28 protein-coding genes are annotated in these 26,399 nt (G+C 67.8%); 2 read left to right on the top strand and 26 right to left on the bottom strand.

Translation table 11 applies throughout. The features are described from left to right. Window positions 1–10: 10 nt before the first annotated feature. From IE263_RS22465 to IE263_RS22370, 19 genes are all read right to left on the bottom strand, one after another. On the bottom strand, window positions 11–553 hold the full coding sequence (locus tag IE263_RS22465) for a hypothetical protein (RefSeq protein ID WP_189939416.1): 543 nt from the start codon (window positions 551–553) through the stop codon (window positions 11–13). A gap of 306 nt (window positions 554–859) precedes the next feature. Beyond that, window positions 860–1,021: a hypothetical protein gene (locus tag IE263_RS22460; RefSeq protein WP_189939414.1), complete on the bottom strand. Its 162-nt coding sequence runs from the start codon at window positions 1,019–1,021 to the stop codon at window positions 860–862. A 20-nt stretch (window positions 1,022–1,041) separates the two neighbouring features. Beyond that, the gene (locus tag IE263_RS22455) at window positions 1,042–2,424 is read right to left on the bottom strand and encodes a hypothetical protein (protein ID WP_189939413.1); all 1,383 of its coding nucleotides are present in this window, start codon (window positions 2,422–2,424) and stop codon (window positions 1,042–1,044) included. A gap of 10 nt (window positions 2,425–2,434) precedes the next feature. After that, the gene (locus tag IE263_RS22450; RefSeq protein WP_229911099.1) at window positions 2,435–4,450 is read right to left on the bottom strand and encodes a polysaccharide deacetylase family protein; all 2,016 of its coding nucleotides are present in this window, start codon (window positions 4,448–4,450) and stop codon (window positions 2,435–2,437) included. Between the two features lie 18 nt (window positions 4,451–4,468). Continuing rightward, the gene (locus IE263_RS22445) at window positions 4,469–5,779 is read right to left on the bottom strand and encodes a hypothetical protein (RefSeq protein WP_189939412.1); all 1,311 of its coding nucleotides are present in this window, start codon (window positions 5,777–5,779) and stop codon (window positions 4,469–4,471) included. A gap of 67 nt (window positions 5,780–5,846) precedes the next feature. Beyond that, the gene (locus IE263_RS22440) at window positions 5,847–6,842 is read right to left on the bottom strand and encodes a hypothetical protein (RefSeq protein WP_189939411.1); all 996 of its coding nucleotides are present in this window, start codon (window positions 6,840–6,842) and stop codon (window positions 5,847–5,849) included. A gap of 7 nt (window positions 6,843–6,849) precedes the next feature. Then, entirely contained in the window at window positions 6,850–8,094 is a 1,245-nt protein-coding gene (locus tag IE263_RS22435) for a siphovirus ReqiPepy6 Gp37-like family protein (RefSeq protein ID WP_189939410.1), read from the bottom strand. Between the two features lie 9 nt (window positions 8,095–8,103). Then, window positions 8,104–9,042, bottom strand: a complete 939-nt coding sequence (locus tag IE263_RS22430; protein ID WP_189939409.1) for a phage distal tail protein — start codon at window positions 9,040–9,042, stop codon at window positions 8,104–8,106. A gap of 3 nt (window positions 9,043–9,045) precedes the next feature. Continuing rightward, a complete protein-coding gene (locus IE263_RS22425; RefSeq protein ID WP_189939408.1) occupies window positions 9,046–13,749 on the bottom strand; it encodes a peptidoglycan DD-metalloendopeptidase family protein in 4,704 nt (1,567 codons plus the stop codon). Window positions 13,750–13,758: 9 nt separating this feature from the next. Beyond that, window positions 13,759–14,157: a hypothetical protein gene (locus IE263_RS22420; RefSeq protein WP_189939407.1), complete on the bottom strand. Its 399-nt coding sequence runs from the start codon at window positions 14,155–14,157 to the stop codon at window positions 13,759–13,761. A 50-nt stretch (window positions 14,158–14,207) separates the two neighbouring features. After that, a complete protein-coding gene (locus IE263_RS22415; protein ID WP_189939406.1) occupies window positions 14,208–14,648 on the bottom strand; it encodes a hypothetical protein in 441 nt (146 codons plus the stop codon). A gap of 59 nt (window positions 14,649–14,707) precedes the next feature. Further along, window positions 14,708–15,295 carry a phage tail tube protein gene (locus IE263_RS22410; protein ID WP_189939405.1) on the bottom strand — a complete coding sequence of 196 codons (588 nt, stop codon included), beginning with the start codon at window positions 15,293–15,295 and terminating at the stop codon, window positions 14,708–14,710. A gap of 55 nt (window positions 15,296–15,350) precedes the next feature. Then, on the bottom strand, window positions 15,351–15,770 hold the full coding sequence (locus tag IE263_RS22405) for a phage tail termination protein (protein ID WP_189939404.1): 420 nt from the start codon (window positions 15,768–15,770) through the stop codon (window positions 15,351–15,353). A gap of 9 nt (window positions 15,771–15,779) precedes the next feature. After that, window positions 15,780–16,010, bottom strand: coding sequence for a hypothetical protein (locus tag IE263_RS22400; RefSeq protein WP_189939403.1), 231 nt, complete (start codon window positions 16,008–16,010; stop codon window positions 15,780–15,782). Between the two features lie 13 nt (window positions 16,011–16,023). Next, the gene (locus IE263_RS22395; RefSeq protein ID WP_189939402.1) at window positions 16,024–16,329 is read right to left on the bottom strand and encodes an HK97-gp10 family putative phage morphogenesis protein; all 306 of its coding nucleotides are present in this window, start codon (window positions 16,327–16,329) and stop codon (window positions 16,024–16,026) included. 3 nt (window positions 16,330–16,332) lie between these two features. Beyond that, entirely contained in the window at window positions 16,333–16,665 is a 333-nt protein-coding gene (locus tag IE263_RS22390) for a head-tail adaptor protein (RefSeq protein ID WP_189939401.1), read from the bottom strand. 9 nt (window positions 16,666–16,674) lie between these two features. Next, complete coding sequence (locus IE263_RS22385) at window positions 16,675–17,064, bottom strand: hypothetical protein (protein WP_189939400.1); 390 nt, start codon at window positions 17,062–17,064, stop codon at window positions 16,675–16,677. Between the two features lie 7 nt (window positions 17,065–17,071). Continuing rightward, the gene (locus tag IE263_RS48695; RefSeq protein WP_229911098.1) at window positions 17,072–18,394 is read right to left on the bottom strand and encodes a major capsid protein; all 1,323 of its coding nucleotides are present in this window, start codon (window positions 18,392–18,394) and stop codon (window positions 17,072–17,074) included. A gap of 17 nt (window positions 18,395–18,411) precedes the next feature. Continuing rightward, entirely contained in the window at window positions 18,412–19,044 is a 633-nt protein-coding gene (locus tag IE263_RS22370) for a hypothetical protein (protein WP_189939398.1), read from the bottom strand. Between the two features lie 96 nt (window positions 19,045–19,140). Between IE263_RS22370 and IE263_RS22365 the strand changes: the two genes are divergently transcribed. Then, window positions 19,141–19,332, top strand: coding sequence for a hypothetical protein (locus IE263_RS22365; RefSeq protein ID WP_189939396.1), 192 nt, complete (start codon window positions 19,141–19,143; stop codon window positions 19,330–19,332). Here the strand turns inward: IE263_RS22365 and IE263_RS22360 are convergent. Genes IE263_RS22360 through IE263_RS22350 form a run of 3 tightly spaced genes read right to left on the bottom strand, consistent with a single transcriptional unit; the run spans window position 19,329 to window position 22,659 of the window. Then, window positions 19,329–20,831: a phage portal protein gene (locus tag IE263_RS22360; protein WP_189939394.1), complete on the bottom strand. Its 1,503-nt coding sequence runs from the start codon at window positions 20,829–20,831 to the stop codon at window positions 19,329–19,331. The two genes, IE263_RS22365 and IE263_RS22360, sit on opposite strands and share 4 nt — an antisense overlap. Before the next feature lie 12 nt (window positions 20,832–20,843). Further along, window positions 20,844–22,163 (bottom strand): PBSX family phage terminase large subunit, encoded by a 1,320-nt coding sequence (locus IE263_RS22355; protein WP_189939392.1) that lies wholly within the window; start codon window positions 22,161–22,163, stop codon window positions 20,844–20,846. Then, the gene (locus IE263_RS22350) at window positions 22,141–22,659 is read right to left on the bottom strand and encodes a GcrA family cell cycle regulator (protein WP_189939390.1); all 519 of its coding nucleotides are present in this window, start codon (window positions 22,657–22,659) and stop codon (window positions 22,141–22,143) included. Before IE263_RS22350 ends, IE263_RS22355 begins: the two co-directional genes overlap by 23 nt. A gap of 529 nt (window positions 22,660–23,188) precedes the next feature. On the opposite strand from IE263_RS22350, the gene IE263_RS22345 reads away from it, so the two are divergent. Beyond that, complete coding sequence (locus tag IE263_RS22345) at window positions 23,189–23,668, top strand: hypothetical protein (RefSeq protein ID WP_189939388.1); 480 nt, start codon at window positions 23,189–23,191, stop codon at window positions 23,666–23,668. Window positions 23,669–23,694: 26 nt separating this feature from the next. Here IE263_RS22345 and IE263_RS22340 read toward each other — a convergent pair whose 3' ends face one another. The 4 genes from IE263_RS22340 to IE263_RS22325 form a co-directional block, all read right to left on the bottom strand. Then, complete coding sequence (locus IE263_RS22340) at window positions 23,695–23,904, bottom strand: helix-turn-helix domain-containing protein (protein ID WP_229911097.1); 210 nt, start codon at window positions 23,902–23,904, stop codon at window positions 23,695–23,697. Window positions 23,905–24,037: 133 nt separating this feature from the next. Next, entirely contained in the window at window positions 24,038–24,712 is a 675-nt protein-coding gene (locus IE263_RS22335) for a hypothetical protein (protein WP_189939383.1), read from the bottom strand. 71 nt (window positions 24,713–24,783) lie between these two features. After that, window positions 24,784–25,509: a hypothetical protein gene (locus tag IE263_RS22330; RefSeq protein WP_189939381.1), complete on the bottom strand. Its 726-nt coding sequence runs from the start codon at window positions 25,507–25,509 to the stop codon at window positions 24,784–24,786. Between the two features lie 98 nt (window positions 25,510–25,607). Continuing rightward, window positions 25,608–26,396, bottom strand: coding sequence for a hypothetical protein (locus tag IE263_RS22325; RefSeq protein WP_189939379.1), 789 nt, complete (start codon window positions 26,394–26,396; stop codon window positions 25,608–25,610). Between the last annotated feature and the right edge of the window lie 3 nt (window positions 26,397–26,399).

Genomic DNA, 26,399 nt, shown 5'->3' with positions numbered 1-26,399 from the left:
GCGCTGACGGCTACGCCACCTGAATCGGCAGAGTGGGCGGGCAGGCGATGGCCGCCATTTGGGCTGCTGGCAACGGCCTCAGCGGTGGCCACGTCAGCGTGGCGCCGACAGGCCACAGTGGATGGAACATGGGATGAGGGTCGAAGGGCGCGAGGACCTGATCGTCATTGAGGGACCCGGCCCGGACCAGCTGAATCAACAACCAGCCGATCCTCAGTGTCGAGACATACGTCGGGTTCGCGGTAGGGTCTGGCCCGCTGTACTGAGGGCAAACGAATTCGACCATGGCTGAACCCTCGTCGTTCTCCCAGGGCTCCATGGCACCGATTCTGGCGATCATGAAGCGGCTAGGCTCACGATCGCGATAGAAGGCGGCACAGTCCTTCAGTGGCAGCATCTCCAACCTGGGATGTTTGTTCTGGCCTGAGAACATGAACATGGTTTTTAGAGACCAAGAGGCTAGCGCCCTCTGGTCCTCCGGGGTCAGCTCGACCGCTCGTCCGTTGATCAAGTCGGGCAGGAACGGACGCACCTCGTTTTCGAGTCTGTTCATCCATCCGTTGTTGCAGGGTGCACAAACGATCTTGACTGTGGCGTCGAGAGCCGAGGCGACGTGTTGGACCCGGGTTGATTCTGTCTCTCTGACGTGGAGGGCCCGAGAGCCGCCGGGCGGCAACGCAGACTTGAGCCACCTGGGAAGTGTGTGCTCCTTCGTCAGCGGAGTGGCGCCACAGAAGACACAGGTGCGAGCCATGCCGAGGACCGTACCGCCGCCTGTAGTACAGGGCGATGGAATTTAAAAAGACCCGGCCCCAGGGCGAACCACACCCAGGAACTCCCCAGGGCAGGGGGGTGGGGGTCAACCCTCGGGAGAGCTGGCCGGCTCGGTGGGCTCGGGCGCGAGCTGGGCCCGCAGGGCGGCGTTTTCGGCCTCCAGGGCTGCCACGTGGCGCCGGATGAGGTGAAGCTCCAGGACGGTGTCCCGGTACTCCTCCACGAGCTGCTCAGGGGTCATCTGCATGACGTGCTCCAGGGTGTGGTTCAGGTGGCGGAGAGGGCGACGAACTGGTCTGTGCCGTCCGGCTGGCGGATCTTCAGTCGGCCGTTGGACACGTACAGAAACACGCCACCAGTGGGGTTGGAGGACGGGGCCGCCGTGGTGTTGCCCAGCAGTAGGACGTTCGTGCCGTCGTTCCACTGGGAGGCACCGATGTTGATCGTGCCCTTGGTGGCGTGCGCCGTGGAGCGAAGCGTGAGGGCGCCCGCAGAGGCGATGGAGCCCTGCATGGTGCCCGCGCGGAAGACCTGGCCGACCACGAAATTCGAGTCCGTGGCGAGGGTCTGGGAGCCGGACCGATACAGCGTGGTGTCCCGGCTGGCGGTGCCGTCGCCCCACTCGTGCTTGCCGTCGGTGTACACGACCCAGCGGGCGTTGGCATCTCCAAAGACCCGAATGTCCAGCACGCGGTCCGTCGCAGCCGTGGTAACCGCGGCGAAGGCGGAGTTGTTGCCCTGGGAGGCGAGCGGGATGACAGAGACGCCGTGCTTGTTGGTCGGCGGTGAGACCAGGAGTCGCGCGGGAGAGCTGACCGCGCTCTCGCCCAGGGCCACATTGCCCGTGGAGCGCTCGATGGACAACGCCGTACCGAGGACGTTGCCGTTGTCGGCGTGGCGGCGAATCTCGAAGTTCGTCCCCGTGTTGCCGCTGCCCGTCTCCGTGTCAGTGTTGGCACGGATCTTCCAACGCTCTCCCGCAGGGTCTCGGTCGGAGCTGACGGACAACAGGATGTCCTTGTTGTACCCGTTCCCCGCACCAATCCGAAGGACGCCGGTAGAGGCGCGGACAGTGAAATCGGCCAGGTTCGTGCGGATATTCGTGGTGGCCACGCCGATGGGCTGGCCAGGTGCCGGAGGGTTCGTCTGATCGATGAACGGGACCTCCAGACGAGTCTGGAGAGCACCGGTCAGGTCCGGTACCTCGATCGAGCCGTGCCCGTGGATCGAGGCGTTGTCGTTCGCCTCCCAGTGTGCACCGATCCACCACCAGGGGCTCCAGCCCTGCGACTCGTCCGGCTCCTCGGTGGTCTCGTTGTACCCCGCCTTGGGCCCGTACCAGGCGATCATCGCCTTGGCGTCGGACCGCATCAGGAAGTGCCGGATCGTCTCGCCGTACGAGCCGTTCTGGGCTCGCTGGTACGAGTACAGGTTGAGCCGGCCGGTGGTGTCCGTGCCCGATCCGTTGTCCTCGCCGCCCGCGAAGGACGAGACGATGTTGATGCCCGTGCTCAGCGCCCCCGCCCGGCCGAGCGGAAGAGACGCGCTGGAGCTGGGGACGTTCACCGTGAGCGGTCCGCCCGTGGTGAGAGCCCTGCTCGTCTTGAGCTGGCCACCGGAGTACTTCAGGTCGATGTCCCGGAGGGTCATCTCACCCTCCTCAGCTGTAGTAGCGCATGGCCTCGGAGACCGTGACCACGGGGATGCCGCGCGAGTTGATGGCGTCCATGAGCGTGTTGAAGCCCGCCTGGCCGATCTCCGTGGAATCGGCGGGAGTACCGGCCACCAGCTTGTGGAGGCAGAGGATCAGCCAGTCACCGTTGTTGACGCACCGGTCGAGCTTGCCGCCCGCAGCCGTCAGGGAGGCCACGGTGACGCCGCCGATGCTCGTCCCGTCGTTGATGCCGGTAACGGCCTTCAGGCGGTGCGGCATGGCCGGGGCGAAGGACTCGACCGTCTCCGAGACGATCGACCGGGCCGTGGTGAAGTACCGGGCCGCGATCTGGTCCACCGGGACGCCGTCTATCGTCTTGCCGAACTGGCCGCCCGGGTAGGCGAAGTGCTCCGAGGTGAAGCCGTTGGAGACCATCCACGAGCGGAGCTTGCGGAAGTCGTCGTCCACGGCCTGCTCGGTCATCGTGGTGTACCGGGCCGCATGGGCCGCTGTGCCGTAGGCGTGGCCGCCCTGCTCCCATCCGGAGCAGTCCTGCATGATCCGCATCTGGGGGACCGTGAGGTACGACGGGCCTGAGCCGATGGCCTCGGCGATGTTGAACATCGTGCCCTGGAAGCCCAGGGCGTCCATCTTCGGCTTGGCCAGGCTGAAGACCGAGGCGTCCGAGTCGTCGAAGGTGATCGAGACCACGCCGTTCGGAAAGGTCTCCGAGGTGTCCGGGACCAGCTCGATGGCCTGGAGGCGGTAGGTGACCGCTCCAGCCGCATCGTCGTAGCAGTTGAACTGCATGTCCGTGAAGCCGGAGCGGACGTTCGGGACGCCGCTGGAGCTGATCGAGTACGTACCGCCCGCAGTGGTCACGTCCGCCCAGTTCAGATGGATCGTGACCCACTCACCGGACTGGACGTAGTTCGGGTTCGCGGCGCTGTGCGTGTGGACGGTCCACCGGTAGTAGTTCGCCAGGCTGCTCGTGCCCACGAGGAACTCGAAGCGGTTCAGGTGGGTGACGTCGTCGACCTTCAGGACGACCCGGATCATCTTGCCGGTCATGTCGACGGCCGTCCCGGCGAGCTTGCGGACCTGCGACTGGATGCCGTTCGCCGCCGTGGTCACTCGCAGGGACTGGGTTCCCCGGACGAACTCGGTTCCGTCATTGGCGTCCGAGCTGGCCGTACCGGCACCGCCGATTGCCCAGCCGTGGCCCGTCTGGAACTGCTGTGACCAGGTCGCCTTGCGGTACGCCGGGCGTCTTCCGGAGGGCACGATCAGGGGCAGTGGCCGCCCGCCGGTGGTGAGCCGGCCCGTGACCTCAAGGTTGCCCGTCACGGTCCCGCCGGTGGCGCTCAGCAGCCCGCTGACGGCCGAGTCGACGTATGCCTTGGTGCTGGCCTCCATCGGATCCGTCGGATCCTCGTGGAGGGCCAGGGGGCCTTGCATGGTGCCGCCCGTGATGGGGACAGCCCCCACGTCGGCAGCGGCCAGGGAGACGATCCCAGAGGCACCGTTGACCGACGCGACGCCGCTGCTTATCGACGGGAGATTCTCGACCGGGACCTTGCCGTCCTCGTCCAGCGGGGCGTACTTCCCCGTGAGGTCGACCGTGCCCGTCTCACCATCGATCGACGTGACGATGTACGAGACGTTGTCCGCCGGAAGGACGGGCGCCACCGTCACCAGGTCGATGCCCGGTTCCGGGGTGTCCTGGGGGACCGCGATCGAAAACGTCCGCCCGGACTTCCGGTTGAAGGACTCGACGACTTGCCACGTGAAGCCCTGTGGCGTGATGTCCGGGTCGTCGGTCGCCGGGACCTCGATCGAGAAGGCGCCGTCCGCGTCCAGGGTCGTGACGAGCGGAGCCGAGAAGATCAGGACGTCGGCCGTGGGGTCGGTGACGTACTTCTGGCTCGGTGTGAAGGTCACGGTGCCCTGCATGGGGGCGCCGGTGAAGTCGATGTACCGGCCGAAGACCGTCACCGTGGAGTAGTTGGCGGGCAGCGCCACGAGGCAGCTCCCTTCGGATCAGGCCAGGCCGACCCAGTACGCGTTCGCGTCCGGGGTGGCTGAGGCGATGCTGATGCTGCTGGGCAGCGAGGTCTGGCCCGTGGCGCCGATGCAGTACCGGTAGCCGCCGGAGGAGAGGTTGGCGTTGCCAGCGGTCCGGGTCGCTCCCAGCTCCGTGCCGCAGACAAAGCCGGGCCGGGTGGAGCCGTTCGAGACGAAGGCGACGTAGTAGTCCCCGGCCGCCGCGCTGTACGCCGAGGTCAGGGACATCGAGAGCGTGTTGTTCGCCGTGGTCCAGGCGCTCGACTGGTTGGCGGTGATGCCCACCCGTGTGCCGCTCGCGGTGTACAGCCCGGCGTAGTTCTGGTTGGCCGTGAGCCCTGAGCCGGCCGCCACCGTGAACATCACGACCTTCGAGATCGTGGTGGCCTTCCGGAGCTTGACCCGGATCAGGTACACCGAGCCGCCCACGGGCGCCGAGACGTTCACGGCCAGCGACGGATCGAAACTCCACGCCTTCAGACCCTGGTCCGCCGGGCCCCACTGGTTGCCCCACGAGTCCTCGAACGCCAGGTAGGTGCTCGTCAAGTCCGGGATCTGGTTGGTCGGCACCTTGGTGGCCGCGTCGAGCGACGCCACACCGTTGGCAGATCCGCGGGCTGTCGTGGCGAGGGCCCCGACGTTCGCGGCCGTCAGGTTCACCACGCCCGTCTGGCCGTTGACCGAGGAGACGGCCCCGCTGCCACCCCCTCCGAGCGCGTCCACGTACTGCTTCGTCGCGGCGTGCAGCGGGCTCGTAGGGTTCCCCGGCAGGGTCAGCGGGCCAGTCATGGCGTCGCCCGCCTTGGAGACCTTCAGGGCTGCCTGAGCGTCCGTGTACGCCTGGGCGGAGGTGAAGGTGGCCGCGTCCCCGGACGAGACCTCCGAGTCGACGTACGCCTTGTTGACGGCCTCGCCCGAGACGGACGGGACGCCGCTCGTGATGATCGGCCCGAGCATCGTGCCGCCGGTGAGATCCAGTTTGTTCGTGCTCAGGCTGTCGATCTGGTCGCCGAGGTCGACGGCCATCATCAGGAACCGCCGGGAGTATCCGAAGTCGGCGTAGACGGTGCTGACGCCGTCGGGGCCGTAGAAGCCCACGGCCGCCTCGGTGTCGGCGGTGATTTGGGTGATGGGGTTCCCGGCCAAGTCGGTCAGATCAGTGATCTGCGTACCGCCCACCAGGGCGTCCCAGACCGTTCCGACGGCACCGGCCCGAAGCCGGACCTCGTCTCCGACCTTCTCCATGGCCAGGTCGGCGGCCGAGAGCCCGAAGAGGTGTCGACTCATCGTGCTGCCTTTCGATCATGAAAAAGCCCCCGTAGGCAGCGCCTCGGGGGTCCGTCGGTATGGAGGATCAGGCGATCTCGTAGACGCCGGAGATCGTCAGCACGTCGTTGATCCGCATGTTGAAAGGGACGTTCGTCGTGAAGTCCTGGGACCAGCCCGAGCTGGTGTTGAAGCGGATGCGGGCGATCTTGGTGGTCGTCTCTGTCGGGATCGTGAGCGCGGTTCCGTTCCAGGAGCCGCCGCCATGGGCCGACGTGAGGTGCGCCGTGAAGTTCTCCCGCACCACACCCTTGAGGGGTACGGGGAGCGTGACCTGAATCGGACTGGTGGTGGTCGCCGGGTCGCCTGACGGGATCAGGTTGATGTCGAAGAAGCAGGTCTTGCCGATGACCTTGTACCGACCCCTGTTGGTCGAGCCGGATCCCCAGTTGACGGTGGAGGCTCCCGCCGTCCAAACGGGGGTGTACGTGCTCCAGACCGGGTCCGAGGCGGTGCCGACGTACAGCCAGTTGGTTCCGTCGCCCAGGTGGATGTCGGGCCCCTCGACCAGGAGCATGCCCTTGACGGAGGGACGACGGGCCCCCGCCGTTCCGTAGGCGACCGGGTGGCCAGAGCCCCATCGGCGGTCCACGACGGCGTTGGAAGCCACCACAGAGGCTCCTGCTGCCACGGTGCACTCCGCGAGCGGGATCTCCACGACGCCGGTGCCAGGGCTGTTCGTGAGCGTCGGAGGTGTCGTACCACCCGTCTTGTAGACCGGGAGGATCGAGTCGGCGGAGGCGTCGTACCGCAGGACCACGAGGTCCTTGCGGGCCGAGGAGCCGCCGGAGTTGGAGACCACCGACAGGGAGTACGGGCCGTCGTTCTCGACCGTCGCACCGTTGACGAAGGCTGAGCCGGCCGCGATGGACACGCTGCTCGTGCCGTTCGCCGTGACCTTCAGGGCGGTGCTCGTGAGGTCGTCGGTGTGGACTCCGTCGTTGCCCCAGCGGCTGGCCGTCAGGGCGTACTGGGCCTCGGTGGCCAGGGGCGATGAGCTGAAGGGGTACGAGGTGAAGGCCACTCCGACCTCACTTTCGGGTGTTGAGCCTCTTGATCATGTCGGCGAGCGTGTTCAGCCGCTTCGTTGCGCCGGAGGTCTTGTGAGAGGTCGTGGCCTCGGTGCCCACGGTGATTTCGGTGGTGAGGCCGCTGCTCGCGTTGAACGTCAGCTCCACCTCGCGGACCTGCTCCTGGATGACGCCCTCGTACGGGACGACGACCGTGACCTGGTCGCCCAGGAAGTAATCCTTGGCGAAGGTCAGTTGCGGGGTGTCCTGCGGGTCCATCGAGACCGTGACGGAGGTCGCGCCCGTGTACAGGGCGTCCTGGCCCTTCTCATCGAGCTGGGCCTGTGCATCCGTCGCTGTGGGGTCGACTTCGCCGACGTCCACGAAGCTCTCGACCCGGTAGCCCGGGAAGACGGGCTGGGTGTCCACGCGGGTGTACCCGAACAGCTCCTTGGCCACGACGGCCGCGCTCTCCGAGCCGTCCACGGTCTCCCGTCCGGCCCCGAGAATTGCGTACGAGGCGGTGGGCGCCTGGACCTGGTACGAGTAGGAGATCAGGTTGTTGCGGCCCTCGGAGAAAGTCGCGGTGTCCAAGCGGTTCGTCGTCGCATAGACCTGAAACTCGATCCCCGCTGAGGCATCCTTCTGCCGGATGCGGAAGCCGAGGTACCCCGGCGGAGTGCCGATGGGGGCACCGCGGGCTATCTCCGTGAGGGCGTCCAGGACCGGCTCGAAGCGGTACTTAAAGGACTGCCCGGTCTTCCCTCGATTGCTGGAGGTCTCCACGGTGAGCCCGCCCTTGCGGCGCTCCGTGATCGCTCCGGGCCCGAGGTTCAGGTTCACCAGGTTCTTCATCAGGGTCTCGGTGTACGAGGCCGAGTTGGTCACCGTGTAGTACGCCGTGGCCTGGGAGTCGATCGCGTGTGCCGGGTCCGGCCAAACCAACGCGTTGGCGAGGTACTGGGTGTCGTCCGGACCGGCCAGCGTGAGCTTCCTGGTCCCGTCGGCCCCCATGGCGTACGCGAAGGTGTGGATCGGGCCGGAGAGCAGCGTGGTCCCGTAGAGCTCGAAAATCAGCCCGCCGTTCGGGTTCGAGCCCGGCGCCAGGAGAGCCACGTTACGTTCCGTCGCCGAGATGTCCATGGTCCAGTTGGAGACGGCGTTGTACCGCATCACCAACTGGACCTGGGTGAAGTCGTCGAGCTGGCCGACGATCTGGTGGCTGGAGTTGCGGACGTAGACCTGAAGGTCGCGAGGGCCGTACACGCCACCTCCTCAGAACGCGGTGAGGTAGCGGCTCGTGTACGAGAGCTGCACCGAGCTGGCCGAGGAGGCGCCGGTGACGGTCAGGCTGAGGTTGTTCTCCCCGGGCCTGAGCGGCCACAGGACGGGCGAAGAGCCCAGGTTCGGCCAGAGGTTGGTCGAGCCGTTCAGGAGGGCGCTCTTGACGCCCTCGCGCGTGTCGATGACGGCCGTGTCCGAGGAGGACATGGACCGCGTCAGCACGAAGCTCTCACCGGTGGTGGTGTTCGTGATCGTGGCCACGGTTGCCGGGCCCCGGATGGTCCAGACGGGGTACGAGTAGACCTCGCCGAGGTTGATGACCTTGACGGAGCCCAGGACCTGGGAGTCGCGGACCTTCCAGGGGAGCAGGGGAAGGAACGTGTCCGATGTCCCGCCGACCTGGAAGGTGACGGTTCTGTCCTCGCCGAGCCAGTACGGGGAGGGCGCGATGAAGACCAGGACCGCCGTCATCCAGTGGCGGCCCGTCTTGTCGTCGTCCTCCTGGCCGGTGAAGCCGTCGGAGTAGTACGCCGAGATGCGCCGGGTCGAGCCGTCGGCCTCCGAGAAGGCCAGCGTCCCGGGCCCGGACAGCGGGTTGAGATCCTGCACCAGCCGGTGGAAGCGGGCCAGGCAAGAAGGCCTGTCCGGCCCCCACAGGTGCAGGGGGATCGTGATCTGCCGCTGGCCGGCTCGCACTCCACGGACCACCGAGCCGTCGAAGGCAGGGGACTGGTCAGTGAAGTACGTGTACTCCGGCAGTCCGGTGCCCGCCACGCCAGGCATGACGAAGGCACCGGACTGCGGGTCGTCGAAATCGGACAGCGACGTGACCCGCCCCGAGGAGGACGTCCAGGTCACCGTGGTGGCCCGGACGTCCGGAACCCCGGGTCCGGTCGGAAGGGTGTTCGAGCCGCCGACGAGCAGGGCCACGGCTCACCTCCCCAGGAGTTCCGCCCTGTACAGGGCTTCCGCCACCTGCTTCTCGCCGGTGGGCTGCGGAGGGTTATTCACCGTGATGTGGTGGCCGCCTGCCTGGTCGCGCTTCACCTTCTCGGCAAGCGTGATCATGGCGTCCCACTGCTGTGGGTTGAGGATCGCCTCGGGGACCCCCGTCTCGTTGACCACCGGCGTGATCCCCGGTGGCAGCCATCCACCGTTGTCGTATCCGCCGGGGCGGTTGTACGCCTTCGAGAGCGAGCCGTACGCCGCGAGGGCGTACCGCATGGAGGAGTACACGTTGGCGAGCGGGTCGATCGAGGTTCCGTAGAGGAACGGGCCCTTGTTCCTGAAGCGCCCCGCGTAGGCCCGGAAGGTGGGTCCGATGACCTGCATGAGGCCGACGCTCGGGTGTCCCGCGTGCCAGTTGCTGTCCCACTTGTTGACGGCCCTCGGGTTGCCGCCGCTCTCCTGGTTCATCCGGCGCAAGGTCGTCTGCACCAGGGAGGACGGCTGGCCCACCAGGCTCAGGGCCTGCTGGACCACCCCTGCCCACCGCTGGACGCCCGAGCCGGGCGTGTTCAGCGCGCTGCCACCACTGGTGAGGTACGGCATCGGGTCCACCGGCTTGCCGTTGACCCGGGCCTCCAGGTGGAGGTGCGGGCCCGTGGTGTTGCCGGTGGCCCCCACGCGTCCGATCAGTGAGCCGGCCGCAACGGTCTGCTTGGCCTTCGCCACGATCTCGGACATGTGGGCGTACAGCGACGTGAGGCCGCCGCCGTGGTCCACGGTGAGGTGGTTGCCGTACGGACCGGATCGGCTGACCGAGGAGACCCGGCCAGCAGCCACGGCCTTGATGGCCGTACCGACGGCCGCCGGGATGTCCAGGCCCGTGTGGTACCCGGAGGACCACATGTGGCCCTTGACCCCGAACTTCGTGCCGTAGGCGGCGTTGACGGGCTTGATCCAGGAGCCTCCGCCCCCGACCTCCGCCTCATTGCCCCGGATGAAGTCGACGATCTTGTCCGCCAGCACCACCGGGATGTTGCCGACGAGCTTGGACCAGATCTGGTTCTTCGTGTCGACCGTCAGCGAGCTGACCCCGAGCAGGGCCTTCAAGGCCTTCTCGGCCAGGTCGGCGACGCCGCCCCGTGCCCAGTCGGCACCCTTGGCGACGGCCCCCTTCACAGCGTTCGTGACGGGGTTGTCAGTGATCGTGTCCCAGATGCCACCGCCCCAGAAGGCGCGATGCGGGAGAGCACTGCTCAGCAGGGCCTGGACACCCGCGACGCCGCCCTGGCGGGCCGCCGCGTTGAGGGCGTGGATGCCCTCTCGGCCGACGGCCTGAGTGACCTCGGGCCGCATGATGGCCTCGCCTCCGGAGAGGTCGAGCACGCCTCCCGTGGGGGAGACGAAGCGGTGAACGTCCCGGCCCGGTGTGTAGCCCGGCAGGATGCCGCCGCTTGCGAAGCCCTTGGGGAGCTTCATCTCGTCGATCTTGCCGATGCCCGGGAGCTTGGCCGCCGTGTTGTTCCAGACCTTCCGCAGGCCTTCGTTGAAGACCGTCTGGATCAGGAACTTTACGGGCTTCTTGGCAACGTCCTGGAGCTTGTCCCAGGCCGTCTTGACCCCGCTGACCGCCTTCGAGAAGAAGTCGACCACCGCGTCCTTGAAGTCCCGGACCTTGCCCTCGATGGTCTTGCGCATCGAGGTGACGGTCCCGGAGACGCCGGACCAGAGACTGTTCCACTTCTCGCTGGCCCAGCGCTTGGCGTCGTTGAACCGGTCCCGGATTCCCCGGGCGAAGCCCGTCACCTTCTCGGCCACGGTCTGGGCAGCTGAGATGGCCCGCCCGATCGTGTTCTCCCAGACGGCGTTCCAGATCGACTTGATCCACCGCTTGCCCGTCTCGAACCAGTCGCGGATCTTCTTGATCAAGTCCGGGATGATCGAGTGGCCGACGAGCTTGTCGTAGAGCCACTGGAACTTGTCGGCGATCCACTCGGTGACGTGCTTGACCGCGTCGATGAAGGGCTGGAGCTTGCGCCCCATGTCCTTCACGAAGTCGATCAGGCCCTGGATGGCCGGGAGGACGGTCTCCTTGATCGCCCAGACTGCCAGCTTCACCAGCAGGTCGACGAGCTGGAGGATCGGCGGGAGCAGGGGCAGGATCGCCGGGAGCAGCACCAGGAGGAGTTGCGTGCCCAGCATGAGAATCTGCGGCAGCAGCGGCGCGATGGCGAGCAGCAGCTCGCCCAGGGACTGGGCGACGCTGAGCAGGGGCGGGATCAGCTCCGGGATGACCGGGAGCAACTGCTCCAGAATCGCGAGGAACTGAGTCGCTGCCTTCTCGGCGACCGCCACGAGGATGTCGCCGACGATCCCCAGGATCGGAGTCAGGACCTTGCTCAGTACGTCGGCCAGGATGACCACGACCGGGGCCAGGGCCTCGATCAGTCGGCCCACCACCTGGACGATGGGCTTCAGCGGCTCCAGCGCCAGGGCGACCAGGTCACCGATCACGGGGATCAGGGGCGCGACGGCCTCCAGGACCTGGCCGAGGACCTGGGCGACGACTACGAGGATCGGGCCCAGGGCGTCCATCACGGGTGCCAGGGCGTTGCCCAGTGCCACCACGACCGTCTCGATCGGGGGGCCGAGCTGCTCGAAGATCTGCCCGATGAACTTCAGGGCCGTACCGAGGAGCGGCGCCACCTGCTGGGCGAGCGTCCCCATCACGGAGAAGAGCGCCTTCAGTCCGGCCTGGACCTCGGGGCTTGAGGTGATCTCCGAGATGGCCCCGGTGATCTCCTTCAGCATCCCGATGGTGCCGCCGCCGGTGCCCTCCCCGGCCATGAAGATGTCGCCGAGGATGGAGAAGACGTTCCCCGCGACGTCCATCAGGTCGCCGAGCAGGGTGACCGCTTGGTCGATGGCCTGCTCCATGGCGCCCGACTCGAACGCCTTGGTGAGCTTGTCGAAGACGCCGTCCGCTGCGCTGGCCGCGCCCTCCGTGATGCGCTGGAGAGCGGGCTGAGCCGCAACAGCCACCTGGCCGAAGGCGGTGACCATCTGGCCCGGGATGCGGCTCAGCGGTGACAGGGACTTGGTGGCCCCGTCGAAGATCTGCTTGAGCATCCCGGTCTTGGCCAGGTTGTTCACCGCGTCCAGGGCGCCCTTGGCCATCCGGTTCAGGACGCCCGCAGTGCCCTCCAGGCCACCCCGCAGGATCGGGATGACCCGGGAGCCCACATCCGTGAGCCGGCCGCCCAGCCCGGCGAGCAGACGGTCCTGAACCCCGAGCTGCATGGAGTCCCAGGAGGGCTTCAGTCCCTTGACCGCGTTGACGAACGACTGGGCGTTCGGGCTGAGCTTGGCGAAGTTCTCCGTGAGCTTGGCCGTCTGCTCCGCCGACTTGGCCTGAGCGTCTGCCAGGGCCCGGGAGGCGTCGGCCACCGCACGCTGTGCGTCGGCGACCTGACGGGCTCCGTCGGCCTGCGCCTTGGCCACCGCGGCCTCTGCGTCCTTGACGCCTCGGGCCTTGTCGGCGACGTTCTGGTTGGCCTGAGCGAGCCGCTCCTTGGCCGCCTTGACCTGGTCGGTGCCTTCGATACCGGCCTTGTTGGCGGCAGCGGTGTCCTTGCGGAGCCGCTCGGTCTCGACCCGCTGCTCCTTCAGCCCATGCTGGGCCTCCTGGAGCCGCAGGCGGGCCTGTTCGCGGTCCAGCTCGCTCGACCTGGGATCCCGGAGGACCTTGTCCAGCTCCTCCTGGGCCTCCTTGACCCGGAGGATCGCCTCCTGCTCGTCGAGCTTGGAGCCTTCGAGCTGGAGGTTGAGGTCCTGAAGGGCCCGGCGGCCCTCCTCGTACGCCTCGGTCAGGTCCTGCTGGGCCCGCTTGGCGTCCTCCTGAGCCTCGGCCAGGTCACGATGAGCGTCGGCTACTTGGCGCTGGGCCTGGGCGACCTGCTCGGCCGCCTGGCGCTGGGCGTCTCCCACGGCCCTCTGGGCGTCTGCCAGGGACTGCTGGGCCTGCTCGACCTGGCGGGTCGCGGAAGCCGCTCCAGAAGCCCCGGAGGCCGCCGGATTGAACGCCTCCTTGAAGGCGTCCCCGAGCCCGGCGGTGCCGAGCTTGATGGCCCCGATGGCGGAGCCGAGGGCAGCTACGGCCGGAACGGCCACGGCAGCCGCCGGAGCGATGGCGGCCACCACGTTGACGACCGCACCGATCAGGGGAGCGGCAGAGCCGAGCATGGCGAGCCGGGAGCCGAGGTTCGCCACGGCGCCGAAGGCTGAGCCGGCCGCCGAGGTGATGCGGCCGATCGTGCTGGCCGCTCCTTGGTTGACGTCGACCTGGATGTTCGCCCTGCGGTCCTGAGCGAGCCGGGCCAGGCGGGCCTGGGCCTCCCGATCGCCCTGGAGGTTGACGTTGACGTTGACCTGCTGGTCCCGCAGCAGAGCGGCGAGCTGGGCACGGTACTGCGCCTGGGCCGTCCGTTCGAGCTGGACCAGGACCGGCAGGGTCACCGGACGGGTCAGGTTCGCCACGTCAGCCCGGAAGCGGGCGAGCGAGGGGCGGTCGATCTCGATCGGGACGGCCACCGACGTGACTCCGGTGGCCCGGAGGCGCTGGGACAGCTCCTGTCCGAAGCGGCTGACGTCCGGGGAGACCCGGAGGGAGACAGTGCCGACAGGAGTGGTCACGACCGCCCCCTATTCAGTTGGTGGCCGTGCTTCCTGTGGAGGCAGGCTGCGGGGGACCTGGCCCGGTGCTGCGGTACCGCTGATCTGTCCGGGCGCCTGCTGGCCCTCCAGGGCGCCGCTCTGGACGAGTTCGAGGTAGTCCTCAGCCCTGGCGTTGGCCTCGACCTGCTCGCGCGTCTCCCGCTCCTCCCTTTCGGGACGCGGGTACGGGGTCATCTGTGGGGGCTGCTTGTTCGTGACGCCGACGTAAGAGACCCCGTACTGGGCCTGGAGCATGTCGGCGATGAAGGCGAGGAGGTACGTCTCGTCGCCCCACCGCTGGCCGTCCGCGATGCCACGGAGCCGCGCCTTGTACAGCGAATGCGAGGGCAGGCCGTCGATCAGGACCTTCAGCCGCCGGACGGTCATCTCGCCCCGGTAGAACTTGAGGAGGTCGCCTTCCGCGCCGTACTCGGCGATTAGCGACGCTTCGAGCGCGTCCGAGTACTCCGCGACGTGCGCGCGGAAGCCCGCCGTTCCCCCCGGTTCAGCCCCGCCTTCGAGGTCTCGTTGACGATCTCCACAACCCGTTCCATGGCGGGACGCATGACGTAGCGGGGTTCGTCCAGGAAGGACTGGGCCAGGTCGGTGTCACCGCCGAAGACGTCCATGGCCCACCCGGCCAGGTCGCCCTGGGTGAGCGACAGCTCGGAGCGGGTCGGCCACAGGTCCGGGTGGGGGATCTCGTAGACGGTGCCCGTGGCGCCACGGAAGCGGTACGGCTTCCGGGTGGCCTCGCGCTTGGCGAGGTCGGCACCGCTGAAGTCGTCGTCCAGGTCGAGGTCGTCGACCTCGTCCTCCGGAGCGTCGAACTCCTCCGGCTCGTCGTACTCGTACTCGTCGTCCCGGTACTCGGGCATGGGTGACTCCAAGAAGGGTGGGTGTGGTTCGTCGTGCAGGGTGAGCGGAGCCGCTCAGATCACGGGGTCACGACCGGGACCACGAGGCCGCCGATCTTGTAGTGGACGGAGGTGCCGTCCGAGGCGGTCAGCGCCGTGAAGGTCATCTGGTAGGAGACCAGGGTGTCGCCCTTGTAGACCTTGTTGCCGCGCTCGGTGACCTCGCAGCGCGGGATGATGATCCGCGTGTGGAAGTCGCCGTCCACGATGTCCAGGCCCAGGGCGCGGACGTCCGGCTCGGTGTTCTGACCGGTGGAGAACGAGGTGTACGCCGCGTCTCCGGTGCCCGTGGTGGTCATGTCGTCCAGCGCCACCGAGTGGTACAGGCTGATGACGTGCGGGTTGCTGGTCTGGATGAACGTGAGCTGGAACGTGGTGGTCTTGGACGTGAGCTGGGTCCGCACGGGGGCGTCGTAGCCCCACGCCTTGAACTCGGCTCGGGCCTGGTCCGTCGCTTCGGTGAGGCCGTCCTCGGAGACCTTGCCGAGGTTGAACCACTCGTCCGCGTCCCAGGCAGACGTCAGGTCGGTGGGCACGGTGGCACCGACGGCACCGATGTACGCCTTGCCCGCGTATCCGACCCGGACGCCGTCACTGGTGTCAGCCATGATGGGTCCCTCCTTCAGGGGGTGATGGTCCGGGTCAGGCCCGGGAGAGAGTCGGTCACGCGGGGCGCACGAGGAGCCCAGCGGTGAAGCCGATGCGGTAGACGGATGGGTTGTCCTCCGGGCGTCTACCGGGCCCGGAGATCTCGGCGGTGTGCGTGCACAGGCCGCCGTCGCGCTGGTCTCCCGCCATGTCCGCCACGGCCGCACGGGCCTGGTTGGCCGTAGAGCGGGCGGAGGTCAGGGAGTTGGCCCAGACGTCGATGTCGACCATCGGTTCGTCCAGAGACCTGCGGAAGCGCCAGGAGCCGCCGATCCGCATCACGCGGATCACGGGCTTGCCCTGGATCAGTTCGTCGAACTGGGCATCCTCCGGCAGCACGGTGCACAGGTGCGCCTCGGTGCCGAAGAACTCGGCGAGGAAGTTCCTGGCCATCAGCTCCGCATCCGGGAAGACCTGCACGTCGCTGAGGGCCACGGCGACCTCCTAGGCGGAAGGGGCCTTGTCCTCGGCGGCCTTGCGGGACTGCTCGGTCTTGGCGGGCTTGGACTCGGCCTTGGCGGCCGGCTGCGGGGTCGCTCCGTCCACGCGGCGTACGAAGCCGTCCCGGACGCGGGTGTCGGCCTCCTGCTCGGAGCAGGCGTACACCTCGCCCACCTCGTGGGGGTTGCCCTGCCAGTCCTTGTGGGGGAAGGAGACCTTCACCTGGACGGACATGTCGTTCCTCTCGTCATGACGTGCCGCCGCTCTTGACCATGGAGTCGAGCGTCCGGCCGAAGATGTGCTGGCCCTCCATGTGCCGGGTGCCGTACTCCAGGTGGGCCGCGTAGTCGACGTCCGAGACGATCTCCGCCCCGTCGCCGTCCTCGCGGACCTCGATCGAGTCCCGGTACCGCCCGGTGTCCACGGGGGCGATGGAGCGGGCGAAGTCCCGCCCGCGCTCTGCGGTGTCCTGGACGGCCTGCTGGACCGTCTCGTGCCGCGTCAGGGCCTTGATGGCCGCCTGGTCGATCTGGATGCTGGTGATGCCGTCCACGGCTCACCCCTGGATGCGTACGGCGGTGAGCTGGAGGTGGTCCAGCGCTGCCAGGCCCAGCCAGGGGAGTGGGTCTCCGGTGACCTCCAGGGTCATGCCGCGCCACTCCAGCCGGTCCCTGGGGCCCACCGCAGTGCCAGGAGGGAGCCTGACCAGGTAGGTCGTCGCGACCTGATCCCGGTTGTCGCGGTTCTCCGAGGAGGCCGCGGGCTCCACTTGGCCCTGGATGGTTGTCCGCTCAGCGCTGGACCAGTCGGTGTTGCTGTTCCCCTCCGCGTCGAAGCCCTCGGGGGCCTTCACCACGGTCACCGTGTGAGGAGCGAGGAGGAGCGCCACGGCACCCCCTCAGCGCGTGCGAGGACGGACGGGCAGGAGCCCTTGAGCCCGCAGCGCCCCGATGGCGTTCTCCGAGTACCTTGGCGTCCTGCCGGAGCCTCCGGAGCCGAAGGAACGGGCGATGCTCAGGCCGCCCTGCGACATGGACGAGACGTTGGCGTTGGCCCCCGTCTCGTCCCCTGTCGTCATCAGGTACTGGGCCTGGTGGATCGTCGCCTTCGTGAGGGCGTCGGCGACCTGGACGGACAACGGGTCGCCATCGGCGTCGACCTCGTACACGGCGAACCGGATCAGCTCGTCGATCTGGTCCGAGGCTGTGTCGAGCAGCCTTCGGGCGTGAGCTGGCGGGCTGTCGGGGTCCAGGAACGCGGCGAACTCTGCTTCCGTCGCGTACGCCATCGGGGGCCTACTGGACCTTGATGTTGCGGAACACGGCCGCCGCCTTGGTGGCCTTCAGGACCACGGCGATCGGGCCCATCTCGACCTCGCCCTTCTTCACGGCACCGGCGGTGGTGAAGTCCGGGAGGTAGGTGGAGACGATCTGACCGCCGACGGTGGTGACGCCGTGGAAGCCGTCCAGGCCCATGCGGACCGCGTACAGGTCGGTCAGGCCCGACACCGCGCTGTCTCCCGACTGCGTCACGGTGACGCCCGGCGAGGTACCGCCGGTGAGCCCAGCACTCGACGCGGTGACGGTCACCGGCGCGTCCGCCGGGTCCCCGGTGAAGGTGAGGGTATTCACGGCCGAGCCGGTGACGGTCGCGTTGCCCGAGCCCACGTTGGAAAGGCCGGTAATGGCCGACTGCACGGTGGAGGCCGAGGCGTTGTAGGCGATGCCCGAGGTCGTCTGAGTGTTCCCGGCGATGGTCACGCTGACGGTGTACGTACCGCCGGTGGGGGAGCCGGTGACCTCCAGGGTCCAGGTCGAGCTGTCGGGGTCCCGCGTCTCGATCGGGATGATCGGGGACGAGGAGCCCGCCTTGTCGCCCGGGTCGACGAACACGATGTCGCCGTACGACTCGCGGACGATCGGACGACCACCGGGGCCCATCAGACCCTCCACCGGGTTCCGGGTGTAGACACCAGCCCGACGGGCCAGGGCGCGCACGCGGGCCAGAGCCTTGGTGTTGCCCAGGACCATGGTCGGGGTGCCGTCGAGCAGCGACAGCCACTCGTCGAGCGCGTCCAGGGCGACCTGGGCCGAGGCCGGATTGGTGTCGAAGTCGGACCAGTCGGTGACCTCGGTGGGCCGGAACTCCGTGCTGGAGCCCGAGAGGGCCTTGTTCAGACCATCGAAGCCGTTGGCGGCGTCCGCGTCCGTGCCGTCAACGACGTCACCGTTGATGACGGCGTCCTGGAAGCGCGTCTTGGTCGCCTTGATCTTCTGGGCCATGTTCAGCGCCACGGCACCGGACGCAGCCGGACCGATCTTTGCGATGACGCGGTCCACCTCGAAGCTGCCACCGAGGACGGCCAGGTCGACGCTGTACCGCTGGCTCTGGACCTCGCTGGGCGTGTACTCGGTGTTGAGCGCACGGAAGGTCGCGGTGGGCTGGGTGACGAGCCGGCGGTAGCCGTACGTCAGGGTCGCACCGCCACCGGCGGGGTTCACCACGTCGTCGAAGGTGAGCGCGTCCAGGACGGCGCTCTCCTTGCGGAACTCGTCGATGACCTGGACGTCGATGTCGTCCGTGGCGTTGTTCTTCGCCTCGTTCAGGGTGACGGGCATGGGCTTCTTCCTTCAGATCAGTTGCCGCGCAGCCGTGCAGCCACGGCGTCGGCCAAGTTGGTGGGTTTGCGGGCTCCTTCGCCTCGCCCCGCCAACTCCGTCCCACTGCGCGCGGGAGGGGCCGGGGCCGTAGCGGACTTGAGCTTGGGGTTGGACTCCACTGCCGACTTGATCGCGTCGCCGACCTTGGTGGCGAAGTCGTCCGCTTCGGGGTCCAGGTCGTCGACCTGCTTCAGGAAGCCCCGGCTGTCGAGCAGGGCCTCAGGGTCGGCGCTGTGCTTGGAGGCGGCCCGGTACACGGCAAGCTCCACGGCGCTCTGCCGCGCCTTCGTCTGGCTCGCGGTGAGCTGCTGGGCGAGCTTGTCCGGGTCGGCCTTGCCGTCGTCCAGCTCGATGCCTGCCTTCTCGGCGAGCTTGGCGAGCAGGGCGGCCTGCCGCTGGAGTTCGGAGTTGGTGCTCTTCGAGCGGTCCTCGTGCTTGCGGGCCTGGGCCTTCCACTTCTCGGCCTCGGCCTGCCAGTTCGTCTCGCCACCCTTGTTGCCCTTGTCGTCCTTGCCGGACTCGGGCTGGGTGGTGCCTTCCGAGGGCATCGTGCCCTCAGGGCTGGTGGTGCTCTCCCCGCCCGTGGCGGGCTCTGCGGGGGTCGTCATGCTCGTGCTCCCTTGTCGGGTGGTGGTGCCCATGCGGGCTCAACGGGTCTGGCGACTCGCTGACGAATCGGGGGGCAGGGGCGGTACGTTGCGCGCATGTCGAAGACCGTCTGGATGACAGCCAAGGGCGACCGGTACCACGCCCGGGAGGACTGCCGTGCGCTGGTGAGCGGCCAGCAGGGCAGCGACGTGCAGGGGTACGAGGTGCAACCTGTGGAGCAGATTTCGGAGGACGAGGCGCGGCTCCGTGGGCGGATCGCCTGCTTGACCTGTGGTAGCCCGATCTAGGCGGCATCCTCGGTGTCTGCCGGTGGGGCGGCCGGCTCCGGCTGTGCCAGCTCCGACTTGATACGCGCGACCTCTTCGAGGACCTGCTCCTCGCGCCAGTCGGGGTTGAGCCGACGGACCTTCTCGAAGGTGGAGATGGCCCCCGCGCGGTTCAGCAGTTCGAGCTGCTCAGCTGTCTCGCCCGGGTCCGGGGTGACCAGGTCGGGGAACTCGACGTGCGGCTGCACCGGGATGACCTGAGTACCGAAAACGGCCCGGTCGATCTCCAGCAGTACCCCGAAAAGGTGCACCAGGGCGGGTCGCCAGTAGCTGGCCTTGTTCGCCCTGGTGGTGAGCGACTGTCGTTCCCGGGCCGCGATCTCCGTTGCTGTGGGGTTGCCGCCGCCCTCGCTCGTGACCCCGAAGGTCTGGAGGCTGTACCCGGCCCCGAGGATGATCCGCTCGGCCAGGTCGGCACAGAGCGCGCGGTGCTCCTCCGTGCGGATGTTGAACTGCACCTGCTCGATGACCGAGCCCCTGTCCTCACCGGGGGCAAGGTTCAGCGGGGCGAACAGCTCACGGTCGATGTCGAAGTACCCGCCCTGGCCCTTGCCGAGGTTGTCGAGTACCTCCGTGCCGACCAGCAGCCGGGCCTTGCCCGTGCGGAGGTCGCGCATCCAGTCGCTGTACGCCTCGTCCAGCGCGTCCATCAGCGCTTCGACACCGGAGAAGTCCGAGCGGCCGAGGTGCGCGGCTGCGGGCAGGTGGCGCCAGAGCTTGTTCGGCTTGAGGTTCGGCACGTACTGCGCGGTGAGCTTGAGCGTGCCCGTGGGGACGCCGTCACCGTCGACCACCAGGTCCGCGAGACCAGCCGTCTCCGGGAAGTCCGTCAGGGCCATCTGGGTGCCCAGCTCGTTCTGGGAGCCGACCCACACGGAGTGCCGGATCCAGCCGGGCTCGTGGCGCTCAAGCTGGCGTACGACCGTGTTCGCGTCCTCGCGGATCACATTCCAGAACGTGACGGCGCTCAGCCGGCCCCACTTCCACTCCGGAATCGCGATGTCCGGGGAGGCCGCGACCAGCCAGGGCTTGTCCTGGACGCTCTGGTCCCAGACCACCCGCAGGTACACCCCTCCCAGGGCGGCGCAGATCTCGGCGGCTTCACGCAGGACTGCGTACGTGGTGTCGTCGGCGAGCTGGTCCAGGCGCTCCTGCGTCGCCTCGTCCTCCGCCGTGAGGTTCAGCGGTGCCCCGAACAGCAGGTTGGCGCTGGTGGCGGCGATGGCCCCCGCGAGCGGGACGTGGAGTTTGGAGGGCCGTTCTCCGATGGGGGTGGGCTGTCCCCAGAACCATCGACCCAGACGGGCCAGGAAGCCCTTCCGTCGAACGGCGGGCCTGTCGTTGGGCGCGTTCAGGTACGCGTCCGCCAAACCTTCCGGAGTCCCGGCGTACCAGGCGCTCCAGATCCCCTGCTGGGCGAAGACATCGGCGAGTTCCGGAGGAGGCCATGCGGTAGCCATCTCAGACCCCCCTTATGCGGCTCGTTCGTCCTCGCGGTCTCCCTGCGAGAGCGGGATGTTGATCTGGGGGCGCCAGATGTGCTGTGTGGTCTTGATGGCGTAGCGCAGCGCGTCCACGCCGTGGTCGTTCTGCTTCAGGGGCGCGTCCTCGCCCTTCTCGGTGGCCCGGGGGTCCCACACGTAGCCGTCGATCTCCTTCAGCAGTTCCTTGCACGAGCTGTGGATGCGGAGCTTGTCGGCAGCGAAGAGGGCCATCAGGATGCGGATGCCGCTCAGGACCTTGTTGTGAGCCGGCCGGGGGCTCAGGCCGTCCTGCCGGAGCTGAGCGTGGAACGAGGCCGCGGAAGGGTCCACTGCCACGATGTCCGGCCGTATACCGCGCTCTCGGGTACCGGGAGGGCTCACGGTGCTCAGCCAGGCCCGCAGGCGCTCAGAGGCCTCCACGTCAGTGATCTGGCGCTGGGCCTTGCGCCCGTCGTACCGCCACTCCGCAGCCGCGTAGAGGCATCCGTCGTTGCCGAAGCCCACCAGGACCGCATGGGTCGGGTTCGAAGTGCCGTAGTCGACACCAAGGGACAGCCACCGCGTGATCGGCGGAAGGATGTCCACGACGTGCCGGGCCCGGTCGAACATGTCGAAGACCGCGCCCTCTGCCGCGCACCACTCTCCGAGGATGAACCGCCTGTAGAACAGGCCGGAGTACATCCGCTTCGTCTCTTCGACATAGTCCGCCGTCAGATGGATGTTGTCGTCCAGCTCGAAGGAGAAGACCCTCATCGACCGCCGGATGTCGGGGTCGTCGATGAACTTCTCGCGGAGCCAGTGCGTCGGCGCGTCCGGGTTGGTCGTGGCGAAGATGCGGGCTCCAGGGGCCCTCATGCGGGTCCGGAGCATGTCCCAGAAGGTCTCCGGGAGGAGCGTGGCCTCGTCGACATAGGCGCCGACGCAGGTCATGCCTCGGATCTTGTTCTCGCTCTTGACGTCGTTCGCGCCGATGACGTGGACCAGGCGTCCGAAGATCCGGGCTGTGGGGGCTCCCGGGTTGTAGTCGACTTGGAGGGCGAGGTCCTCGAAGATCTCCGGGTTCATGAGCGGCTGGAGAGCGTTGCGGTATACGGAGTCCCGCGTCTTGCCGATCATCACTAGCTCGCCGGACGTGGAGGCGCTCTCCACGAACGTCAGCCAGGCCCACAAGGAGGCGATGGTCTTGCCCGAGGAGACCGCGCCCTCCCAGAGGTTGATCCTCCGGTTGGCCGCCGCGATGCTCAGGATCTGCTTGGGGGAGAAGCGCTCCAGGAGGAACTGCGTGCTACGAGCCGTACTCGTCGGCATCGTCGCCCCCAAGCTCACGGGCAGCAGCCGTCATGGCCTCCCCGAGGGTCGCGAGGAGTCCCCTAGCGTTCTCCCGCCCCTCGTCCCCGGCGTCGACCTGGGCGAGCTTCAGGGCGCTCGTCAGGGCACTGGAGGCGGCCAGGGTCAGGTCCTTGGTCTCCTTGGCCGGGGGCTGCTGGAGCCACTCGGCCACGCTCTCGCCGGTGTGGCTGAAGCCATGCACCAGGTACCGGGTCTGGGCCCTCTCGATGGTCCGCTCCGCCAGGTCCAGAAGCTGTTCCTGGATCCGCTGACGTCGGTCCTTCAGATCGACCTGACGGGCCTCGGCGGCGGCCCTGGTGGCCTCCCGGTCGAAGGACAGTCCGAGGCGCCTCGCGTGGTTCGTGATCGTGCCGACGGACCATCCCATCTGACGGGCGATCTCGTTCCTGCTGACGCCGTCGGCGTGGAGCTGACGGAGCTGCTCCTCGTCCTCTGCGGAGAAGGTTCGGGCCACGGCCGGCTCACCCCCTCACGCGCGTGTGGTGACGGGTGACTGGTCAGACACTGAGGGCTACCGAAGGGGCGACTCTCCAACTATCCTTGGAGTTGCTGTCCAACACCGGAACCCATCGGGGGGATGCGAACCAAGAAGAGCCAGGCATGTACCGCACATGCCGGGATCTTGGTCGCTGTGTTGGGCGGCGTTCGGGGTCCCGGAGAAAGGGACCTTCCGCAGTGCAAACCTTTAACGCGGCTCTTGGTGCAGCCGCCGCAGCCCTCGCGCTCGGAGCCGAGGTCTTCCGCTTCCTTCGTGACCGCAGGGACCAGAGGCGTTCCCAGGCGTCCGAGGGGGCCGAGGACGAGAGCTGAGTGAGCCGGCCGTCTGGCGCTCCGGGGAGGGGCGTCAGACGGCCGTCAACAGCTCACGGGAAGATCACAGTCCGGTCCTGTGTGTAGAACCCATGGATGTCTCGTGCATACTCTGTGCCGCCCGGCTCTCCGTGCACGATCAGGCTGCCAGTCGGGGCTTTGAGGAGTCAGCGGTGGAGAACACGTCGCCCCTTCCCCCGAATGTCCCCCAGCGTCCGTCCGGCGCTCCTACGGTGCACGTGGCGGCTGACTCGCCGGAGAGGCCGGACGGCTGGCGGGATGAATACGAGGACGACCCGGAGTACCAGCGCATCCTGGCGAGGATGGAGACTCCGTGGTGGAAGCGGCCGTTGGCCCTTTGGGGCGGCGTCGTCGCCATCGCCGTCGCTTCGTTCTTCCTGGGCTTCAGCTCCGGCAACAGCGGAGGGTCGGACAACAACCTGACCGCTGCCGAGAAGGGGAAGTCTGACGCCCAGGCGATAGTTCAAAACCACACTGCGCGTGGGGACGTGTCGATCACCGACACCTCGCCGGAGTTGGCGTGTGGCGTGGCGGAGAAGGGCGTCGGGTTCATTCGCTTCTACACCGCCGATCAGGAGCAGGAGTACTTGATTGCCTGCGAGCAGGAGTTCGCGGCTCTCACTCGCCAGTAGCAGGCCGGGTGAGTGGGAGCGGGGACTCAGGCAGCAGGGACCAGCACGCGCTTGGCCTTGGCCCGGGTGGCCATCTCGGCCCTCGCGACGTCGAGATGACGGAAGAGCTTCTGGCCTCGGTGATCGAGGCCCTCGACTTTCAGGTGGCCTCGGCGGGCCCACGAGTAGACCGTCACGACGCTGACGCCCGTCAGCTCGGCAGCCTCTCGGGCCGTCAGCCAGATTTCGTCCTCCACTGAAGCCCTCCCGAGCATGCGAAAGGCCCCGGTCCGCCAATGGCGTCGGGGCCTGCATGAGGACGTACGTGTCCTGCTGCGTTCGATTATGCGGTCGTTCGTTAGGGAAAGCAAGTACCGTTTCTGGCAGGCGTCATGACGGGCTTTCGGTCTCCTCAGCCGCCGCCTCCGAGGGGCCCGACTGGCCCAGGAACATCTGGAGTTCATTGATCCGCTCGTAGTCCTCCTGGTCCAGTCCATGAGCTTCGTCCTCCGCGAGAAGCGAATCCAGTTCGCGGCGTGCTCGCTCGCACTTGTCCCGCTCGATCTCCCGCTCGATGACCTCGGCCATGTTTCGCCTTTCCGGGGCGTCCGAGCCCCGAACGAAGAGGCCCAGGATCTTGAGGGCTTCGGACAGCAGGAGGCTGGTCTCCAGCTTGTATTCCGGCCATGGGGGTAGTCCGTACCAGGGTTTGATCTGGCTGAGCAGCCACGTGACACGAAAACGGGTGTCCTTGTGCTCATCCGGTAGCAGCATGACCGCGCTGTTGGCCGTGGTGACCAGCATCTCGCGCTCTCGGTTCCAGGCCGCCCGGGTCTCCTTCGTGCCCATCCCCTGGAATGTCTGGATCTCTAGGTGCACCTTGAGCTGAGTGAGGGCGTCGAAGCCGCGCTGGGCGTTCGCCTTGGCCTGGACGAGTTCGGCGGCCCTGTTGCTGCTCCGGGTCTGGAGCCACGACCCGAGGATGGTGAAGCCACCACCGACCAGGGCACCCAGCAGGGCTATGCCGAACTCCATCGACCAGAGCTTGTCCAAGAACTCGTTCATGCAGGTCATCATGCCGACGGGATCGACTCCGTGAGGCCGATTCCGTCAGGTCCTGTGAGTTCCGGGTGGGCTCACCAGCGACCGCGTGGCATGTCGGCGATAGCGCTTTGGATCGCCGACGCGGCGGCCTGTAACCGCCTCGCGGCTTCCATCAACCCTGCGGCTTTATCCTCCAGGCCGCCGAGCTTGTCGGCGGCGTGGGCGAGAACGTGGACGTTGTCCTCAAAGCTGCCCAACGACCGTGCAGAGTGGCTGAACAGCTCGATGGCGTCGGGACTGATGCCGAAGCCGTGGATGCGGGGATCTGCCAGCTCGTCCAGCAGGGTGTTGAGAAGGCCGGCCAGCTCCGGGGCGGTCTTGGAGAACTCGGCCAGTGCCGGACGAACCTGATCCAGGAACTCCCCTTGCGCCTCGGCGAGCATCTCGCCGAGACGGGCTTCGGTCAGCCCGGTCAGGCCCTCCAGCGCCTCGACGCTTTCCCCTTCCCGGCTGACCTTCCACTCTTCGAGGAGTTCCACCGGGTAGTCCGCGCTGCTGGCGCCGTCGATCGTGGTGTGGTGGGGAACGCACAGCAACAGCAGGTTCTTGAAGCTGTTGCGCTCCGGCACGGACCACTTGGCATCGAATCGCTTACCGCCAGGGTTGATGGCCCGGATGTGTGCGATCTCCGCGTTCAGCTTGGGCACACCGTTGACCATCGTGATGACACGGCTCGTACATCCGGGCCAGTAGCAGTAGCCCCTGCACAGGGTCATCAGCCCGGCGAGCGTGGCGTTGTCGTACTTCCTCTTGGCCATGAGCGCCCCCCTCTGCGACAGCTCCTCCGGGACTGTAGGACTTCAGGCGACGCCACACCATGGTGCCTCCGAGCCCGTCGGCGGCTCCTGCACGACCGTCAGGCGGGCGGCAGCGCCTTCAACTCCGGCTCCTTTGCCTCCACACGCTTGCGCGTCTCGCGGCAAGTCCCGTCAGAGCAGGGGAGGCCCGCGGCCTTCAGAGCGTCACGGATGTGCCCCGTCCCCGGCCGCTTCCCTCCGAGTTCGTCATAGAGCCGCCTCACGACCTCCTCCGCTTGGGGCTTCTGCGGGCTCTTCGCGGCCTCCTCCGGCTCCGGGCTGACGTGGGCCGTCACCACTTTTGGGCGGGACGTCAGAGCGGCCTTGACGGGTCCGACGGCAGGCGGCTGGAACGCCGGGGGCCACTTGGTCATGGCGGGCTTCCACGGAGGAGTGCTGGCCCGGCTGACATTCACCGTCGGCTCCGGCGTCCTCTGGATGACGACGGACTTCCCGGCACCGGCGAGGGCGTGGACCCGCCAGATCACCACGGGGGCCACCAGGCTGACGGCAGCGACCAAGGCGACCGAGGAACCGATGTGGCGAGTGGACAGCAGGTGGGCGGCCACCTGGGCGCCGCCCATCATCGCCAAAGCAGCGACCACGTCTCGGCCTTGGCCTGCCCGTACTGCGGCGATCACGTACACGTCGATCACGACGGCCAGCAGCGGCGCGACCACGGGGGCGATCCCGACCTGGCGAGCCAGCTCCCACTCGCCGGCTGCCGTCACCGCGATGCCCGCGACGAGGGCGAGCGTCAGGAGGGCCCTGTCGGTCCAGCCGACAGGAGCCGAAGACGGGGAAGGCCCCGCGTCCTTGGTGGGCGCGGGGCTCTTGCGGGGACGCACGTG

Source organism: Streptomyces aurantiogriseus (assembly GCF_014649375.1).
Classification (GTDB): Bacteria; Actinomycetota; Actinomycetes; order Streptomycetales; family Streptomycetaceae; genus Streptomyces; species Streptomyces aurantiogriseus.
The sequence above is the reverse complement of the archived record's forward strand: the minus strand, read 5'-3'. Positions and strand labels throughout refer to the sequence as shown.

Excerpts from the sequence above, each read along its gene's own strand:
- IE263_RS22465 (WP_189939416.1), bottom strand. The coding sequence starts at position 553 with ATGAACAGACTCGAAAACGAGGTGCGTCCGTTCCTGCCCGACTTGATC.
- IE263_RS22460 (WP_189939414.1), bottom strand. The coding sequence starts at position 1,021 with ATGCAGATGACCCCTGAGCAGCTCGTGGAGGAGTACCGGGACACCGTC.
- IE263_RS22455 (WP_189939413.1), bottom strand. The coding sequence starts at position 2,424 with ATGACCCTCCGGGACATCGACCTGAAGTACTCCGGTGGCCAGCTCAAG.
- IE263_RS22445 (WP_189939412.1), bottom strand. The coding sequence starts at position 5,779 with ATGAGTCGACACCTCTTCGGGCTCTCGGCCGCCGACCTGGCCATGGAG.
- IE263_RS22420 (WP_189939407.1), bottom strand. The coding sequence starts at position 14,157 with ATGACCGTCCGGCGGCTGAAGGTCCTGATCGACGGCCTGCCCTCGCAT.
- IE263_RS22415 (WP_189939406.1), bottom strand. The coding sequence starts at position 14,648 with ATGCCCGAGTACCGGGACGACGAGTACGAGTACGACGAGCCGGAGGAG.
- IE263_RS22410 (WP_189939405.1), bottom strand. The coding sequence starts at position 15,295 with ATGGCTGACACCAGTGACGGCGTCCGGGTCGGATACGCGGGCAAGGCG.
- IE263_RS22400 (WP_189939403.1), bottom strand. The coding sequence starts at position 16,010 with ATGTCCGTCCAGGTGAAGGTCTCCTTCCCCCACAAGGACTGGCAGGGC.
- IE263_RS22385 (WP_189939400.1), bottom strand. The coding sequence starts at position 17,064 with ATGGCGTACGCGACGGAAGCAGAGTTCGCCGCGTTCCTGGACCCCGAC.
- IE263_RS48695 (WP_229911098.1), bottom strand. The coding sequence starts at position 18,394 with ATGCCCGTCACCCTGAACGAGGCGAAGAACAACGCCACGGACGACATC.
- IE263_RS22370 (WP_189939398.1), bottom strand. The coding sequence starts at position 19,044 with ATGACGACCCCCGCAGAGCCCGCCACGGGCGGGGAGAGCACCACCAGC.
- IE263_RS22365 (WP_189939396.1), top strand. The coding sequence starts at position 19,141 with ATGTCGAAGACCGTCTGGATGACAGCCAAGGGCGACCGGTACCACGCC.
- IE263_RS22360 (WP_189939394.1), bottom strand. The coding sequence starts at position 20,831 with ATGGCTACCGCATGGCCTCCTCCGGAACTCGCCGATGTCTTCGCCCAG.
- IE263_RS22355 (WP_189939392.1), bottom strand. The coding sequence starts at position 22,163 with ATGCCGACGAGTACGGCTCGTAGCACGCAGTTCCTCCTGGAGCGCTTC.
- IE263_RS22335 (WP_189939383.1), bottom strand. The coding sequence starts at position 24,712 with ATGAACGAGTTCTTGGACAAGCTCTGGTCGATGGAGTTCGGCATAGCC.
- IE263_RS22330 (WP_189939381.1), bottom strand. The coding sequence starts at position 25,509 with ATGGCCAAGAGGAAGTACGACAACGCCACGCTCGCCGGGCTGATGACC.